The sequence below is a fragment of the Kitasatospora sp. NPDC054795 genome, assembly GCF_053611565.1.
In genome coordinates, this window is the sequence record NZ_JBSHAP010000042.1 from 1 (window position 1) to 16,617 (window position 16,617).

15 protein-coding genes are annotated in these 16,617 nt (G+C 74.6%); 11 read left to right on the top strand and 4 right to left on the bottom strand.

Annotation, left to right across the window (positions count from 1 at the left end; genetic code table 11):
• Positions 1–72: 72 nt before the first annotated feature.
• From ACWGJO_RS17130 to ACWGJO_RS17145, 4 genes are all read right to left on the bottom strand, one after another.
• On the bottom strand, positions 73–1,371 hold the full coding sequence (locus tag ACWGJO_RS17130; protein ID WP_452184580.1) for an aminotransferase-like domain-containing protein: 1,299 nt from the start codon (positions 1,369–1,371) through the stop codon (positions 73–75).
• Positions 1,368–2,303 carry an alpha/beta hydrolase gene (locus ACWGJO_RS17135; protein WP_452184582.1) on the bottom strand — a complete coding sequence of 312 codons (936 nt, stop codon included), beginning with the start codon at positions 2,301–2,303 and terminating at the stop codon, positions 1,368–1,370. Before ACWGJO_RS17135 ends, ACWGJO_RS17130 begins: the two co-directional genes overlap by 4 nt.
• A 26-nt stretch (positions 2,304–2,329) precedes the next feature.
• Positions 2,330–3,106, bottom strand: coding sequence for a class I SAM-dependent methyltransferase (locus ACWGJO_RS17140; RefSeq protein WP_401048692.1), 777 nt, complete (start codon positions 3,104–3,106; stop codon positions 2,330–2,332).
• 97 nt (positions 3,107–3,203) lie between these two features.
• Entirely contained in the window at positions 3,204–4,304 is a 1,101-nt protein-coding gene (locus ACWGJO_RS17145) for an alpha-hydroxy acid oxidase (protein WP_452184584.1), read from the bottom strand.
• 179 nt (positions 4,305–4,483) lie between these two features.
• On the opposite strand from ACWGJO_RS17145, the gene ACWGJO_RS17150 reads away from it, so the two are divergent.
• The 11 genes from ACWGJO_RS17150 to ACWGJO_RS17200 all read left to right on the top strand — a co-directional run bounded on the left by ACWGJO_RS17150 (position 4,484) and on the right by ACWGJO_RS17200 (position 16,599).
• On the top strand, positions 4,484–5,923 hold the full coding sequence (locus ACWGJO_RS17150) for a class I adenylate-forming enzyme family protein (protein ID WP_452184586.1): 1,440 nt from the start codon (positions 4,484–4,486) through the stop codon (positions 5,921–5,923).
• Between the two features lie 80 nt (positions 5,924–6,003).
• Positions 6,004–6,279: a phosphopantetheine-binding protein gene (locus tag ACWGJO_RS17155; protein WP_359902554.1), complete on the top strand. Its 276-nt coding sequence runs from the start codon at positions 6,004–6,006 to the stop codon at positions 6,277–6,279.
• Positions 6,276–6,542, top strand: coding sequence for an acyl carrier protein (locus ACWGJO_RS17160; protein ID WP_401048687.1), 267 nt, complete (start codon positions 6,276–6,278; stop codon positions 6,540–6,542). Before ACWGJO_RS17155 ends, ACWGJO_RS17160 begins: the two co-directional genes overlap by 4 nt.
• The gene (locus ACWGJO_RS17165; protein WP_452184589.1) at positions 6,539–7,696 is read left to right on the top strand and encodes a beta-ketoacyl synthase N-terminal-like domain-containing protein; all 1,158 of its coding nucleotides are present in this window, start codon (positions 6,539–6,541) and stop codon (positions 7,694–7,696) included. The genes ACWGJO_RS17160 and ACWGJO_RS17165 overlap by 4 nt, the downstream gene beginning before the upstream one ends.
• A gap of 11 nt (positions 7,697–7,707) precedes the next feature.
• Positions 7,708–8,310, top strand: a complete 603-nt coding sequence (locus ACWGJO_RS17170) for a beta-ketoacyl synthase N-terminal-like domain-containing protein (protein ID WP_452184591.1) — start codon at positions 7,708–7,710, stop codon at positions 8,308–8,310.
• A 191-nt stretch (positions 8,311–8,501) separates the two neighbouring features.
• Positions 8,502–10,118 carry a class I adenylate-forming enzyme family protein gene (locus ACWGJO_RS17175; protein ID WP_452184593.1) on the top strand — a complete coding sequence of 539 codons (1,617 nt, stop codon included), beginning with the start codon at positions 8,502–8,504 and terminating at the stop codon, positions 10,116–10,118.
• Positions 10,119–10,191: 73 nt separating this feature from the next.
• Positions 10,192–11,448 (top strand): beta-ketoacyl-[acyl-carrier-protein] synthase family protein, encoded by a 1,257-nt coding sequence (locus ACWGJO_RS17180; RefSeq protein WP_452184595.1) that lies wholly within the window; start codon positions 10,192–10,194, stop codon positions 11,446–11,448.
• Positions 11,449–11,611: 163 nt separating this feature from the next.
• Complete coding sequence (gene hppD, locus ACWGJO_RS17185) at positions 11,612–13,582, top strand: 4-hydroxyphenylpyruvate dioxygenase (RefSeq protein WP_452184597.1); 1,971 nt, start codon at positions 11,612–11,614, stop codon at positions 13,580–13,582.
• Complete coding sequence (locus ACWGJO_RS17190; RefSeq protein ID WP_452184599.1) at positions 13,579–14,712, top strand: thiamine pyrophosphate-dependent dehydrogenase E1 component subunit alpha; 1,134 nt, start codon at positions 13,579–13,581, stop codon at positions 14,710–14,712. Before hppD ends, ACWGJO_RS17190 begins: the two co-directional genes overlap by 4 nt.
• Positions 14,709–15,677 (top strand): alpha-ketoacid dehydrogenase subunit beta, encoded by a 969-nt coding sequence (locus ACWGJO_RS17195; RefSeq protein ID WP_387687490.1) that lies wholly within the window; start codon positions 14,709–14,711, stop codon positions 15,675–15,677. The genes ACWGJO_RS17190 and ACWGJO_RS17195 overlap by 4 nt, the downstream gene beginning before the upstream one ends.
• 133 nt (positions 15,678–15,810) lie before the next feature.
• Positions 15,811–16,599, top strand: a complete 789-nt coding sequence (locus ACWGJO_RS17200; RefSeq protein ID WP_452184601.1) for a DUF3050 domain-containing protein — start codon at positions 15,811–15,813, stop codon at positions 16,597–16,599.
• Positions 16,600–16,617: the final 18 nt, after the last annotated feature.

Genomic DNA, 16,617 nt, shown 5'->3' on the forward strand with positions numbered 1-16,617 from the left:
GGGCCCGGCTCACCACGAGCCGGGCCCCTCCCTCGTTCGTCGTTCCCGGCCCCCGCCGGTCCGCGCGGGCTCTCAGTCCGTCACGAAGGCCGCCACGAAGGCCGCCAGCCGCGCCACGCCGTCGATGATCTGCGCCTGCGTCAGCGAGCTGACGGACAGCCGCAGCCGCTGCTCGCCACCGCCCGCCGGGTAGAACGGCGCCATCGGTGTCCAGAGCACCCCGTGCTCGCGGGCGCAGCGCTCCATGGCGGCCTCGTCGGCGACGAACGGCACCGTCAGCACCGCGAAGAAGCCTCCGTCCGGCCGGGTCCAGGAGATGCCCAGCCGGTTCCGCACGGAGGCCGGGAAGTGCCGGTCCAGCTCCCGCAGCAGGGTGTCCAGGCCGGCCGCGTAGTGGGCCGTGGCACGCGCGTTGGCGGCCCGCAGGCGGCAGTCGTGGGTCAGCAGCATGCCGCCGATGACGGCCTGGCTGAGCGCCGGGGTGTTGACCGTCGTCATGCTCTTCAGCTTGGCCAGCTCGTCCGCGAGGAGGCTGCGCCGGCCGTCGGGGCCGGTCACCTCCTGGTCGGCGACCACGTAGCCGAGGCGGGCCCCGGGGAAGCAGGTCTTCGCGAAGGAGCCCAGGTGGACGACCTGGCGGCCGCGGTCCAGCGCCTTGAGGGTGGGCCGCAGCCCCGGGGTGCGGGAGAAGAAGCCGTACGGGTTGTCCTCGACGACGAGCACGCCCTCCTCGGCCGCCGCCTCCAGCAGCCCGGCGCGGGCCGCGACCGGCATGCTGGTGCCGGAGGGGTTGGCGAAGTCCGGGACGACGTAGAAGGCGCGCGGACGGCGCCCCTCGGCCCGCACCGCGCGGGCGGCCTCCCGGAGCGCCGCCGGGTCGGGGCCGCCGTCCGGGCCCTCGGAGACGGGGCGGACGGTCAGGTCGAGCAGCCGGGCGGCGCCGGTGACGCCGACGTAGCAGGGCGAACTGACCAGCAGGACGTCGTCCGGGCCGGCGCACAGGGCGCGCAGCGTCAGCAGCATGCCCTCCTGGGCGCCGACCGTGACCACCACAGCGGCGGGGTCGACGGTCAGTCCCTCGTCGTGGGCGAGCGTGCGGGCGATCAGCCCGTTGATGATGCCCTTGGTCGGACCGTACTGGAACAGCGCGGTGCGCACCGCATCCCGGTCCAGGCCGCGGTCGGCCAGGTGGGCGAGGTAGGTCTCCAGGTACGCCGGGACGTCCTGGGGCTCGAAGAAGCCCTCGTAGGGGCGGCCGGGAGCGAAGGAGACCGCCTCCGGGTAGCGGGTGGTGACCTCGTTGAGGAAGGTCATCGCGTCCAGCAGCGGATCGGCCAGGGAGGCGTGCAGGTCGCTCAACGGGATCGTCACCGCAGCGCCTCCCGGAGGCGCTCGGCCGCGAAGTCCTGGGCCTCGGCGGCGGCGTCCAGGGTGCCGGTCATGGCGAAGAAGCCGTGCGGCATGCCCTGGTAGCGGCGCAGGTCCACCGGGACCCCGGCGGCGCGCAGCGCCTCGGCGTACTGCTCGCCCTCGTCCCGCAGCGGGTCGTACTCGGCCGTCAGGACGGTCGCGGGCGGCAGGCCGGCCAGGGTGGCGGCGCGCAGCGGGGAGGCGTACGGGCTGGCGCCGTCGCCCTCGTCGGCCAGGTAGTGGCCCCAGTACCAGGCCACCGAGCGGCGGTTGAACAGTGCCGGGTCGTCGTGGGCGCGCAGCGAGGGGGTGTCGGCGCCGTGGTCGGTGTTGGGGTAGACCAGCAGCTGGTGGCGCAGGGCGGGGCCGCCCTCGGCGCGCAGCAGCAGGGTGAGCGCGGCGGTGAGGTTGCCGCCGGCGCTGTCGCCGCCGACCGCGATCCGGTCCGGGTCGATGCCGAACTCCGCCGCCCTTTCGGCGAGTTGCAGCAGTGCGGCGCGGCAGTCGTGCAGCGCCGCGGGAAACGGGTGTTCGGGGGCGAGCCGGTAGCCGACGGAGGCGGTGACGCAGCCGACGGCGTTGGTGAGCCGGCGGCAGATCGCGTCGCTGGTGTCGGGCGAGCCGAGCGTCCAGCCGCCGCCGAACAGGTAGAGCAGGGCGGGCAGCCGGCCGCCGGGCGGTTCGGGACGGTAGAGCCGCAGCGCGAGTTCGCCGCCGGGACCGGGGATGCGGTACTCCTCGACGGCGGCGACCGGTTCGGGCGTTCCGGCCGCCGCGCGGATGTCCGCGAGGTCGGCGGCTCGGGCCTCGGCGAGGCTGAGGGTGTAGAGCGGCGGGGCACCGCTGCCGGCGCGCCTGGTGCGCAGCGCTTCGGCCTGGGGGTGCAGGGGCATGGGCGGATCCATTCGGTGCGGAGGGCTCAGCGGTCTGCCTCGACGTACACGGTCTCGTCGGTGCGGAAGGCCGTGTCGAGGTCAGCGACGTCCGGCCGGGTGCCCTGCCGGTAGGCGCACGGGCGAATCCTCCCGGGGTCGAAGCCGGCCCGGGTGAGGACATGCCGCAGTTCGTCCAGATCGTAGATCCACTGGTGCCCGAAGTGCCGGAAGATCTGGTTCACCAGGAAGGCCGGACGCGCGGGCATCGGCGGGCCGAAGCCGAGGGTGGTCAGTCGGCGCCGGTGCTTGGCGAGGAAGCCGTCGCCGGTGGCGTAGCCGACCAGGTAGCGGGCGAGGTCGGGGGTGGTCAGGCGCAGGACGCCGCCGGGGCGCAGCACCCGGCGGGCCTCGCGCAGCCAGCCGACGGCGACGGGCATGGTGACGTGCTCGATCAGGTGCTCGGCGTACACCCAGTCGACGCTGGCGTCGGCGAAGGGCAGCGGTTCGGCGATGTCGAGCCGGGTGAACCAGCGGTCGCCGTCGACCCGGTAGAGGGTGCCGGGCTCGGTGGCGGTGTCGGGGCTGCGCAGGGTGGCGAGGTCGGTACCGAGCCCCTGCGGGTGGGCGGTCCGGAAGGCGGCGAACTCGATGCCGGTGATGCCGAGTTCGCGCAGGCCCGCGTGGTCTCGCGGCAGCCCGCCCGGATGTGCTTCGAGCTTCTCGCAGGTGGCGACCTGTTCGCTGAAGGCGTCCAGCCGGGGGGCCAGCCCGTCCGGGTCGTCCCAGTCCCAGCCCGGGAATCGCTCGCTCTGCTCGGTCATGTGTCGGACCTCCTGGTGGGAATAACGCGGTTCGGGGGCGGCGCGGTTCAAGGGCCGCGCGGGTGCGAAGCGAATGAACGACCGTGCGGGTGCGGCGTCAGCGGGCCGGGCAGGGCCAGGGGGCGAGGACCGTGCGGTCCAGGTCGGCGAGCCGGGGGCGGCCCAACAGGGCCATGGTGTGCTCCAGTTCCTCGCGCAGCAGGTCGAGCACCCGGTGCACCCCGGCCTCGCCGTCGGCGGCCAGGCCCCAGAGCGCGGGGCGGCCGATCAGCACGGCGCGGGCGCCGAGGGCGAGGGCGATCGCGAGGTCGGTGCCGCTGCGCACGCCGCCGTCGAACAGCACCGGCAGGTCGGCGGGCACCGCCTCGACCACTTCCGGGAGTGCCGCCAGGGCCGGTATCGCCCCGTCGAGTTGGCGTCCGCCGTGGTTGGAGACCAGGAGGGCGTCGATGCCGTGCTCGACGGCCAGCCGGGCGTCCTCGGCGGTGAGGACGCCTTTGAGGACCAGCGGCAGCCGGGTGCGTTCGCGCAGCCAGGCCAGATCGGTCCAGCTCAGGGTGGGGTCGAACTGCTCACGGGCGTGCTCGGCGATGCCCGAACCGCCGCCGTCGGCGCGGTGGCTGGCGGACATCAGGGACCGGTCCAGGTTGACCGCCCGGACGGTGGGCGGGACGGCGAAGCCGTTGCGCAGGTCGCGCAGCCGACGGCCGATCCTGGGGGCGTCCACGGTCAGCACCAGTGCGCGGTAGCCGGCCGCCTCGGCGCGCTCCACCAGGGCGGCGAGGGCGGCGCGTTCGCGAAGCCAGTACAGCTGGAGCCAGAGCGGGCCGGTGGCGGCCGCGGCGATCTCCTCCAGGGTTCGGCTGGCGAACATCGCGGCGACCAGCAGGGCTCCGGCCCGGCCGGCGGCGCGCGCGGTGGCGGTCTCGCCCTCCGGGTCGACCAGCCGGTGGTAGGCCATCGGGGCGATCCCGAGCGGGAGGCGCAGCGGTGCGCCGAGCAGGGTCAGTGCCGGGTCGCAGGCGGAGACGTCGACCAGCGTGCGCGGACGCAGCGCATGGCGTCCGAACATCTCCCGGTTGGCCGCCAGGGTGCGTTCCGCATCGCTGCCGCCTTCGATGAAATCCCAGATTTCCGTTGGGAGTCGGTCGCGCGCCGCACGCTCGATCCCGGCCGACGTGAGAACTCTCACGGGCATTCCTCGTTCCAGGACGGCCACGCGCGGGCCGGTCCTGGTTGGGCAGCGTAGGAGCAACGACCACATTGGTATAGACCTTGATTTGACCAAACGTCTGTGCCATGGTCTGGCCACGGAATTGGCCGTTCTGACTTGTTAACGGCGTTCATGTCAAATCCCCTCACTTGTGTGGAGCCGCGTTGACCGGCTTTTTCCCCTCCGTACTTCCGGCTGCCTTCCTGCCGCACTCCGACGCCCCGGACTCCTGGGTCGACCGGCTGCTGCTGGCCGGCCCCGGCACCGAGGAGTGCCTGCGCCTCGGCGCACCGCTCGACCGGGACGCCCTGCGCGCCCTGGTCGAGGAGCAGACCGACCGACTGGCGGCCGCCGGACTCGGCCCCGGCGGGACGGCGGCGCTGCGACTGCCACCCTCGGTGGCGTTCGTCGCGGTGCTGCTGGCATGCTGGCGCCTGGGCGCCCAAGTCGCACTGCTCGACCACCGGTTGACCGACCACGAGATCGACGCGGCGGTGGCGCGGCTGGCCCCGCAGGTGCTGGTAGGCTCCGCCCATCGGTCCGCGGCAACCCTGCGCGGCTTCTCCGAAGTCGAGCCGGTGGCTGTCCCGTTGACGGACGGACGCCCGGCCCGCACCGGGCACGCGTTGATCCAGCTCAGCTCCGGATCCACCGGTCCGGCCAAGGTCATCGCCCGCACGGCGGCCGATCTACTACGCGAACTCGACTGTTACCGAAGGCTGGTGCAGTTCCCCGGCGAGGGCGAGCGGGTCGTCCTGCTCTCCTCGGTGGTGCACGTGCTCGGCCTGGTCGGCGGGCTGCTCAACAGCCTGCACGCCCGGGTCGCGCTCACCGTGCCGGAGCGGATGACGGCGGCGGGCATCCTCGCCGAGGTCGCCGCGAGCGACCGGCCGACCACCGTGATCGGGGTGCCCTTCCACGCCGAGCTGCTGGCGGGGACGGTCGCTCCCCCGCCGCTGCCCCGGCTGCGGCTGATGGTCGTGGCGGGCGAGCTCGTCCGCCCGGGACTGCCGGCGCTTTTCACCGAACGCTACGGCGTCCCGCTCGGCACCATGTACGGCATGACCGAGACCGGGGTGATCGCCACCGACCTCTCCGGCACGCTCCACCCCGCCAAGCAACCCGTGCACGGCATGGAACTTCGCCTGGTGAAGGGCGAGTTGCAGATCGGCGCGGCGTCCTCCCCGTACCCCGGACTGGACGATCCGACCCGCTGGTCGGACGGCTGGCTGCACACCCGGGACGCCGCCGAGCTGACCGCCGACGGCCTGGTCACCGTGCTCGGCCGACTGGACTCCCAGGTCTCGATCGGCGGCCTGAAGGTCGACCTCACCGAGGTCGAGCAGACGCTCACCGCGCTGCCCGAGGTCCGCGAGGCCGTGGTGGTCTTCGACGGCGGCGCGATCGAGGCCTACCTGGCCACCGAACCCGGGACCGACCTCGCCTCCGTCCAGGACGGGCTGGCCCGCCGCCTGGCCGCCTACAAGCGGCCGCGCCGGCTCGCCCGGCTGGACCGGCTCCCCCGCACCGCCACCGGAAAGCTGCTGCGCGACCCGGCCGCCCTGCGCGAGAGCGCGGCCGCCGGCCGGCCCGCCGCGGGCTGACCCCGCCCGCCACCGGGCCGGCCGCACCCGGCCGCACCCCGATCCCTTCGCACCACCACCCCGACAAGGAGCCCACCACCATGCAGGACCGCATCCGCGCCTTCGTCCTGGCGGCACTCGCCGAGATGCAGTACGACGTCTCCGAGGTCACCGGGGACACCGACCTCGGCCCGGCCGGACTGGACCTCGAATCGCTCGCCCTCGCCGACCTGTCGGTGCAGGTCGAGGACGAGTTCGGGATCAAGTTCGACCTGGACGAGATGGAGACCACCGCGCTGATGACGCTCGACGAGTTCACCGCCGACGTCACCCGCCGGGTCGACGCCCTCGCCGCCACCTCCGGCAGCGCCGCGTGACCGGATCCCCGCTCCCCGACGCCCTGCCGGACCGGACCGAGGTCCTCACCATGCTGGCGGCGTTCGGGCAGCGCGCCGTCGACGCCGTGCCAGAGGACCTCGGGTCACTCGAACTCACATGGCTCGTCGCCGAGTTCGAGCAGCGGTACGGACTCCAACTGGACCTGGACGACGACCGCTTCGGCGCGGTGCGCACCGTCGACGACGCCGCCGAACTGCTGCGCGAGGCCGTACTCGCCGACCGCGCGGGCGCACGGCCGTGATCGCCGCCGGGACGGGCACCGGACCACCGGGCCGGGCGGCCGGCCACCCGGTGGTCACCGGTGTCGGGGTGCTCAGCGCCGCCGGGCGCGGACTCGCCCCGCTCACCGAGGCCGCCACCCGCGGCAAGTCCCTGTTCGGCCCGGTCACCCGCTTCGATGTGAGCTCCCGCCGCACCACCCGGGCCGCACTGTTCCCCGTCACCGTGCCGCTGGCCTGCACCTTTCCGCTGGCCAGAGCCGTGCTCGACGCGATCGGCCAGGCCTGCCGGCAGGCCGGACTGACCGCCGCCGAGGGCGCCGGACTGCCCGTGCTGCTCGCGCTGCACAGCGACGAGCGCACCCGCGCGACCGCCGCCGCGGTGGCCGCCGGGGTCCGCGCCGACTGGGGCGCGCCGGGCGTCACCCGGGTGTACAACGGCGCCTGCGTGGCCGCCGCGACCGCCGTCGCCGACGCGGGCGCCCTGGTGGCCGCCGGACGGCACGAACGGATCCTGGTCGCCGCCGGACACCTGGTCGAACCGGGCGTCTTCGCGGTCTTCGACGCCGGACGGGCGCTGGCCCGGGACGGCGAGGCGCGCCCGTTCAGCGCCGGCCGCACCGGCACCCTGCTCGCCGACGCGGCCGCGGCCGTCCTGGTCGAGTCCGCCCCGGCCGCCGAACGCCGCGGCGCGCCCGCCCTCGCCCGGCTGGCCGGCTGGGGCCGGGCCGGGGACGCCCACCACGTCTGCCGCCCGGAACCGGAGGGCGGCGGGGCGATCCGGGCGATCGGGGCCGCGCTCACCCGCGCGGGCGCCGACCCGGCAGAGGTCGGCTACGTCAACGCCAACGGCACCGGCTCCACCCTCGCCGACCGGGCCGAGGCCCACGCCCTGCGGCGAGTGTTCGGCCCGCACACCGACCGCCTGCCGGTCAGCTCCAGCAAATCCGTGCACGGGCACGCCCTGGAGGCCTCCGCACTGCTCGAACTCGCCGCCACCATCGGCGCGTTGGGCACCGGACTGCTCCCGGTCAACGCCGGCTGGCTCGGCCCCGACCCGGACGTCGCACTGGACCTCGTCCTGGACGGCCCGCGCGCCGCCCGCCCCCCGTACGCCCTCAGCCTCAACTCCGCCTTCGGTGGCGCCAACACCGCGCTGCTGCTGGCCCCGGGATGACAGCCACCGCCATGACCACCCCTGCCGACCACACCCACGGACTGCGGATCCTCGCCGAGGCCCGCCACCCCGCACCGGGCCCGGACGGGCCACCGCCACCGCCACCACTGCCCGGCTTCTCCGCCTCCGGCTTCAACCCGCTGGTCGCCGACACCGCCGAACGCTGCCTGCGCGCCCACCACGGCGAGCCGCCCGCACCCGGGCGGACCGCCCTGCTGCTCGCCAGTGCGAGCGGCGACCTCGAAACCGCGCGGGCCATCGAGCGCAGCGCCGAACCCGGGCAGCGGACCGGCCCGCTGCTGTTCTTCCAGTCCAACCCCAACGCCGTCCTCGGACACATCGCCGCGCGCTGGGGCCTGACCGGCCCGGTCGTGGCGATCTGCCCGGCCGAGGCCGAACCCGGCCGTGTCCCCGCCGAGGCGTTCGAACTCGCCGCACTGCTGCTCCAGGACGGCGACGCCGACCAAGTACTGGCCGTGGCCGCCGAGCAGACGCCCGACGGGGACCTGGCGGCGGCCGTCCTGCTCGCCGGCCCGGCCACGGAATCCGGACGGGCCGAAACCGAACAAACTGAACCCGAACGAACTGAACCCGCCGCCCGCCCCTGGCCGTAGCAATCATCGAGGCCCGGCGCCTGACGCAGCCGCACCCGGCACACCAGCGCCCCCGCCCGTCCCCGCCTCACTCCCGACATCCGCCGCCCGACGACGCGCGGCCGACCGCACCCGCCGCCCGTGCGGCCGACCCCTGTCACCCGATCAGCCGCCCGGGCCGTCCACCGGCCCCGAGGGAGGGATCCACCCCCGTGACCATCCGCAGCCTCCGCACCCAGCTCGCGGACGACCCCGACGTGGGCGCCGGCAACGTCCTGACCGCCCGGATCGCGCTCGGGCTCGACCTGGACGTGCCGTTGCTCAGCTTCGACACCCCGGTGGACGACCACCCCGCCTGGCAGCCCTTCACCCTGCGTGAGCTGGACCGCGCGGTCCGGGCCCGCGCCGCCGCGCTGCACGCGCTGGGCATCACCCGGCGCGACCCCGTCGTGGTGTACGCGAGCGACGCCGCCGACCACGTGCTCTCCTTCCTCGCCCTGGCCCGGCTCGGCGCCGTCCCGGCCCTGCTCAACCCCAACCTGGACGGCGAGCGCGCCGCCCGCTACATCGCCCGCCTCGGCGCGGCCGGCGTCCTCGCCGACCCCGCCCACCTGGCCGCACTGGCCGGCCACGACCCCGGCGCGCCGCTGCTGCCGGAGATCTCCACCCTCGGCGCCGGCGACCCGGACGCCGCCCCCGAGCCGTACCGGCACTGGTCCGGCGACCCGGTGGCGATCACCCACTCCTCCGGCACCACCGGAATGCCCAAGGCCGTCGTCCACTCGCACGCGAGCCTGTACGCCGCGATCCGCCACCGGCTGCGGCTGCCCCGCCCGCAGGGCCAGGACCGGATGCTCAGCGCACTGCCCGCCCCGCACGCCGCCACCCTGATCGCCCTCAATCTCGCGCTCAGCTCGCACACCGAACTCGCCGTGCTCTCCCGGCAGTCCGGCGACGGCGTGCTGGAGGCCGTCGAGCGGTGGCGGCCCACCGGGGTGATCGGCTTCGCCGCCACCTGGGCCGACCTCGCCCGGCACGACCTCGCCACCCGCGACCTGAGCTCCGTCGCGCTCTGGTGGAACACCGGCGACTGCGCCCACGAGGTGCACATCCGCCGCCTGATCGCCACCGGCAGCCGGGAGACCGTCACTCGGGCCGGCCGCACCCGGCTGCCCGGCTCGCTGTTCGTGGACGGCCTCGGCTCCACCGAGATGGGCCACTCGCACTTCTTCATCACCCACGGCCCCGGCACCGAGCGCTACGGCCGCTGCGTCGGCCGCCCGCACGCCTTCGTCGACTGCGAGGTGGTCGGCCCGGACGGCGAGCCGCTCGGCCCCGGCGAGGTCGGTGAACTCGCCACCGCCTCACCCACCTTGGCGCTCGGCTACTGGAACGACTCGGCCACCACCTTCCGCACCCGGCTGCGCGGCCGCTTCCTCACCGGGGACCTGATGTACCGGGACGAGGAGGGCTACTACTACCACGTGGACCGGGCCGTCGACTCGGTCGAACTCGACGGCGGCAAGCGGCTGTTCACCGCCATGTCGGAGGAACGGGTGCTGGCCGCCTGCCCGGACGTGCTGGACTGCACAGTGGTCGCGGTACGGGACGGCGAACGCGTGGTCACCGACGTGCTGCTGCTCCTCGCCGCGGACGCCGACCCGGCCGTCGACCGCACCTCCGCGGTCGTCGGCGCCCTGGACGAGGCCGCCGCCGCGACCGTCCGCAAGGTGCTGGTGGTCTCACCCGACGACATCCCGCTCGGCCCGACCGGCAAGGTCCGCAAGGTCCTGCTGCGGGAGATCCACCTCGCGGCGGTGGGCGCATGAACGAGCGAAGCGAACGCGTCGTCGAGAGGTGCGCGTCGCGCGAGGCGACCCCCGAGCTGAACGAGGTCCGCGCATGAGCCCGCGTCCCGGTGCCGTCGTCACCGGCATCGGCTTGGTCTCCCCGCTCGGCCGCCGACCCGCCGAGGTGTTCCAGGCGCTGGTCACCGGCCGCTCCGGCCTGCGGGCCGTCCCCGAGGACCACCCCGCGCACGGCTGGCTGCCCGCCGCCGGGATCGCCCCCGCCGTCGACGGCCGGGAGGTGCTGCCGCCCACCGAGACCCGCTGCGTGGACCGCTTCGTGCTGCTCGCCCTGGCCGCCGCCGACGACGCGCTCGCCGACGCCGGCCTGGCCGTCGGCCGGGACTCCGACCCGCACCGCACCGCCGTGGTCCTGGCCACCGGCGGCGGCGGACTGGAGACCTTCGAGCAGCAGTCGCACCGCCGGCTGGAACGCGGCCGGCCCGGCGTCAGCCCGTACCTGCTGCCCGGGATGCTCTCCAACATGGCCGCCGCCCGGATCGCCATCAAGCACGGCATCCGGGGCTACAGCTCCGCCGTGGTGACGGCCTGCGCGGCCGGCGCCCAGGCGATCGCCGAGGGGCTGCGGCTGATCCGGGCCGGGGACGCCGACGTGGTGGTGTGCGGCGGCACCGAGTCCTCACTGCACCCGACCATCGCCGCCGCCTTCACCAACGCCCGTGCCCTGGCACAGGGTTGGGACGAGCCGGAGCAGGCCAGCCGGCCCTTCGACACCCGCCGCAACGGCTTCGTACTGGGCGAGGGCAGCGCCGTCCTGGTCCTGGAGCGGGCCGAGCACGCCGAGGCCCGAGGTGCCGCCGGGTACGCGGACGTCCTCGGCTGGGGCGCCTCCACCGACGCCCACCACCCGACCATGCCCCGCCCCGACGGCACCGGCGCCGCCGACGCGATGCGCGCCGCGCTCGCCAACGCGGGCCTGGCCCCGGGCGACATCGACTACGTGAACGCCCACGGCACCGGCACCAAGCTCGGTGACGTGGCCGAGACCGCCGCGCTGCGCGCCGTCTTCGGCGCGCAGCCGCCCGCGGTCAGCTCCACCAAGGGCGCCACCGGCCACCTCCTCGGCGCCGCGGGCGCGCTGGAAGCGGCGGTGACCGCCCTGGCGGTGGCGCGGGGGACGCTGCCGCCGACGCTCAACCTGACCGACCCCGACCCGGCCTGCGACCTGGACCACGTCCGGGGCGCCGCCCGATCCGCCCCGGTGCGCGCCGCGCTGAGCAACGCCTTCGCCTTCGGCGGCCACAACCTCAGCCTGATCCTCGGCCCGGCCTCCACCCGGGCAGCCCGATAGCGGTCGCCCCGTAGCGGTCGCCCGACAGTGGCCGCCCGCTGGCGGTGGCCCGCGCGCCGCCGGCCGGGTGCCGCCGCCCGTCAGCGCCCGCCCGCCGCCCACCGCCGCGCGGTGGCCCGCGCGCCGATCCCCGATCCACCGTTCCCTCCGGGGGGAGATCCCGTTGTCCATCCAGACCATCACCCACGTCGAGTTCCATTGCGCGGACGCCGACAAGACCGCGGCCGGACTCCGCGCCGACCACGGCTTCACCGTCGACGCCCCGGCCACCGCGCCCGACGGCGCCCGCACCGTCGGGCTGCGCCAGGGCACCATCCGGCTGCTGCTGACCTCCGCCCCCGACCCGGAGCACCCGGTGGCCGAGTACGTCGCCCGGCACGGGGACGGCGTCGCCGTCCTCGCGCTCGGCTGCGCCGACCCGGCGGCCGCGCTGGAACGGGCCGAGCGGCACGGCGCCCGGGTGCTCGACCGGGCCGGCGCCCTGATCGAGGGCTTCGGCGACACCGCACTGCGCCTGGTGGCGCTGCCGGACGCCGGGCCCACCCCGGAGCCCCGCCTGCTGGAGGACCTCGACCACGTCGCGATCTGCCTGCCGGCCGGCACGCTCGCGGACGCCGTGCGGTTCTGCGAGACGGCCCTGGGCTTCCGCACGATCTTCGAGGAGTACATCGAGGTCGGCGAGCAGGCGATGGACTCCAAGGTGGTGCAGAGCGCCTCCGGCGGCGTCACCTTCACCCTGATCGAGCCCGACACCACCCGCCGCCCCGGCCAGATCGACGAGTTCCTCGCCGCCCACGGCGGGGCCGGCGTCCAGCACCTCGCCTTCAGCACCCGCGACATCACCGGCGCCGTCCGGACCGCCCGGGAGCGCGGCGTGGAGTTCCTGACCACGCCGGACGCCTACTTCGACGCCCTGACCGAGCGCTTCGGCGGGACGGCCATCCCGGTGGCGACCCTGCGCGACCTGCACGTCCTGGTCGACCAGGACCACGGCGGCCAGCTGTTCCAGATCTTCGCCCGTTCGACACACCCCCGGCGCACCTTTTTCCTCGAACTGATCGAGCGGCAGGGAGCGGGTACCTTCGGCACCGCGAACATCAAGGCCCTCTACGAGGCCGTCGAACGGCACAGTCCCACCGCCGACGACCGGCCCGCAGCCGTCGCCCGGCCCACCGCCGACGACCGGCCCTCCCCCGCACATCCGAAGGAGGCCCTCCCGATGGCCGCAGCCTCCGAGTTCCGGCTCACCGAGGCCGAGCTCGCCCTGCTGCCCACCCCCGACGAGGTGGCGCACTACCGCGAGCACGGCTGGTACCTCTCCCGCAGGCTGTTCAGTGACGAGGAACTGGACACCCTCCAGGCCGCCACCGAGCTGTACTACGCCGGCCACCGCGACCGCGAGCTGCCCGCCCGCCCGCCCCGGCTGGCCTCCTGGCGGCCCGAGGACGGGCCGGTCCAGCGGCACAACGACTACGTGCACTACGAGAGCGACGCGATCGGCGCGATCCTGCGCAAGCCGCTGATCGGCGCGGTGGCCGCGCTGCTCGCCGGAACCGAGGAGATCCGGATCTTCCAGTCGACGCTCATCTACAAGCCCCCGGTGCCCGAGGAGCCCAGCAACCGGGTGCCGTGGCACTTCGACAAGCACTACTGGCAGACCTGCACCTCGGACGAGATGCTCACCGCCTTCATCCCGTTCCACGACTGCCGCGAGGAGAACGGCACCATCACCATGATCGACGGCAGCCACCGCTGGCAGGAGCTGCCCTCCGGCGAGGACTCCACCCGGCACTTCGCCGACCGCGACGGCTCCGAGCTGGAGGACATCCTGGCCGCCAACGCCGCTCACAACGGGCAGTGGGTGCGGAAGGTGCCGATGCTGATCCCGCGCGGCCACATGTCCTTCCACCACTGCCGCACCTACCACGGCAGCGGCCCCAACCTGGCCTCCCACCCGCGCCGGGCGATCTCGCTGCACCTCCAGGACAGCGCCAACGAGTACCGCCGGCACGACCGGCCGGACGGCGAGCCGGTGGTGTACAACCACGACGTGCTGGTGCGCCGCACGGACGACGACCGGCCGGACTACGCGGACCCGCTGTTCTGCCCGGCGGTCTGGCGGGGACGGCCGTGACCGCTCCCGCACGCACGACCGACGAGAGCGCCGGGCCGCCGGAAGGCCTCGGCGCGCAGGCCCGCCCCGGTGCGCAGGCCCGCCCCGCCCCGCTGGACACCCCCGCCGAGCGCTACCGGATGCTGCGGCTGATCCGCGGCTTCGAGGAGCTGGCGCTCGGCCTGGTGAAATCCGGCGCGATCCCCGGCGGCATCCACCCGTACATCGGGCAGGAGGCCGTCGCGGTGGGCGTCTGTTCGGCGCTCGGCCCCGACGACCGGCTCGCCAGCACCCACCGCGGCCACGGCCACGTGCTCGCCAGGGGCACCGCCCCGCACCGGCTGCTCGCCGAGCTCCTCGGGCGGGTCGACGGATCGAACGGCGGCCGGGGCGGCTCCATGCACGCCGCCGACTTCTCGCTGGGCATCCTCGGCGCCAACGGCATGGTGGGCGCCGGCGCCCCGATCGCCGTCGGCGCCGCCTGGGCGGCCCTGGCCGCTTCCTCCCTCGAACGGTCGGCGACCGAACGGGTGACAGCCGACGGTCCCGTCGCCGGGCGGCCCGATTCGGGCCGGACCCCGGTCGCGGTGGCCTTCTTCGGCGACGGCGCGCTCAACCAGGGCGTCCTGCTGGAGTCGCTCAACCTCGCCGCGATGTGGCGCCTGCCGGTGCTGTTCGTCTGCGAGGACAACGGCTACGCCACCACCCTGCCCGCCGCCACCGCCGTCGCGGGCAGCGCCACCGGCCGGGCGGCCGCCTTCGGCATCCCCGCCGAGGAGGTGGACGGCATGGACACCGAGGCGGTTCGCACCGCCGCGCTGCGCGCCGTCGAACGGGCCCGCACCGGCCGCGGCCCCGGCTTCCTGGCCTGCCGCACCTACCGCTACGAGGGCCACCACACCATGGAACGCCGGATGAAACTGCGCTACCGCTCCCCGGAGGAGGTCGGGGCCTGGCGCGAGCGCGACCCGCTCCCCCGGGCCGCCGCCCTGCTCGACCCCGCGACGGTCGCCGGCCTGGACCGCGCGGTGGCCGAACAGCTCTCCGCCGCCGAGGAGTTCGCGCTCGCCTCGGCGCACCCGGACCCGGCGGGGGCGCTGGACCACCTGTACGCCGACGGGCTGCGGCCCCGGGCGGGGGTGACCGCGTGACCAGGCTCTCGTACACCAAGGCGCTCAACCGGGCACTGGCCGACGAACTCGCCGCCGATCCGGCGGTCTGCGTCTTCGGCGAGGACATCGGCGCCGGTCTGGCCGGGCCGACCCTCGGCCTGCTGGACCGCTTCGGGCCGGGGCGGATCGTCGACACCCCGCTGTCCGAACAGGCCTTCACCTCGATGGCGGTCGGCGCCGCGCTGGCCGGCCGGCGTCCGGTGCTGGAGTTCCAGATCCCGTCCCTGCTGTTCCTGGTCTTCGAGCAACTCGTGAACCAGGCACACAAGTTCTCGCTGATGACCGGTGGCCAGGCGGCCGTCCCGCTGACCTGCCTGGTGCCCGGCTCGGGCTCCCGGGACGGCTGGGCCGGGCAGCACTCCGACCATCCGTACAGCCTGTTCGCGCACGCCGGGGTGAAGACCGTGGTGCCCGCCACCCCGACCGACGCCTACGGGCTGCTGCGCTCGGCGATCCGCGACCCGGACCCGGTCGTGGTATTCGCGCCCGCCGCCGCGATGCCGGTGCGCGAGACCGTCACCTGGGACCTCGTGCCCGTCCCGCTCGGCCGGGCCCGGATCCACCGGCCGGGCACCGACGTCACCGTGGTCGCCCTCGGGCACCTGGTGCACGACGCCCTCGCGGTCGCCGAGGAGCTGGCGCCGGACGTCTCGGTGGAGGTCCTCGACCCGCGCACGGTGTACCCCTTCGACTGGCAGGCGCTCGCCGACTCGCTGGAGCGCACCGGGCGTCTGGTCGTCCTGGACGACTCCAACCGCAGCTGCGGCTTCGGCGCCGAGGTGCTGGCCACCGCCGCCGAGGAGATGCGCCTGATCGCCCCGCCCCGCCGGATCACCCGCCCGGACGGCGCCGTACTGCCCTTCGCCCCGGCCCTGGACCGCGCCGTCCAGCCCGGTCGCGAGCAGCTGCGGCACGCGCTCGGCCTCGTGCTGAAGCACCGCTGACCGCACCCGCCCACGAACTGTTCGGCATCGAATCACAAAGATCACTGACGAGTACGCGCCAGAAACCGTACGATGATCGCGCAAGACCCCCGTAGACCCGTTGACTGCCCAACGAGCCCACCAAGGAGTCGCATTGTCCACGAACCGCTACCACTGGGACCGTTCGCACCCCGGCCTGAGCAGCCTTCAGCAGGCCATCGACCCGCTGCGCCGCGAGGTCGTCGAGCACACGGTGTACCGCTCGCTCACCGGCATCGAGCGCGTCCGCACCTTCCTCGGCAGCCACGTGTTCGCCGTCTGGGACTTCATGTCGCTGCTCAAGAGCCTCCAGCGCGACCTCACCTGTGTGGACGTCCCGTGGGTCCCGAACGGCCCGACCGCCAGCCGCCGACTGATCAACGAGATCGTCCTCGTCGAGGAGAGCGACGAGCTCGGCGAGGGCTACACCAGCCACTTCGAGCTGTACGTGGAGGGCATGCGGCTGGCCGGTGCCGACCCGCGCCCGATCGAGGAGTTCCTGACCCTGCTGGGCGCCGGCAGCACCGTTCCGGAGGCCCTGAAGAAGGCCGAAGTTCCGCAGGCCGCCCTCGACTTCACCTCCACCACCTGGTCGATCGTGGAGAACGCGCCGGTGCACTGCCGGGCCGCCGCCTTCGCCTTCGGCCGCGAGGACCTGATCCCGGACATGTTCGCCCAGGTCATCCGGATCGACGACCCCGAGGGCGCACTCACCGTCTTCAAGGACTACCTGGCCCGTCACATCGAGGTCGACGGCGAGCAGCACACCCCGATGGCGATGCAGATGCTGATCGACCTGTGCGGCGACGACCAGGACAAGTGGGACTCCTGCGCCGAGACGGTCCGCACCGCGCTGCGCGCCCGGCTCGGCCTGTGGACGGCGATCGAGCAGTCCTTCCAGTAGTCCTTCAGGACAGACCCC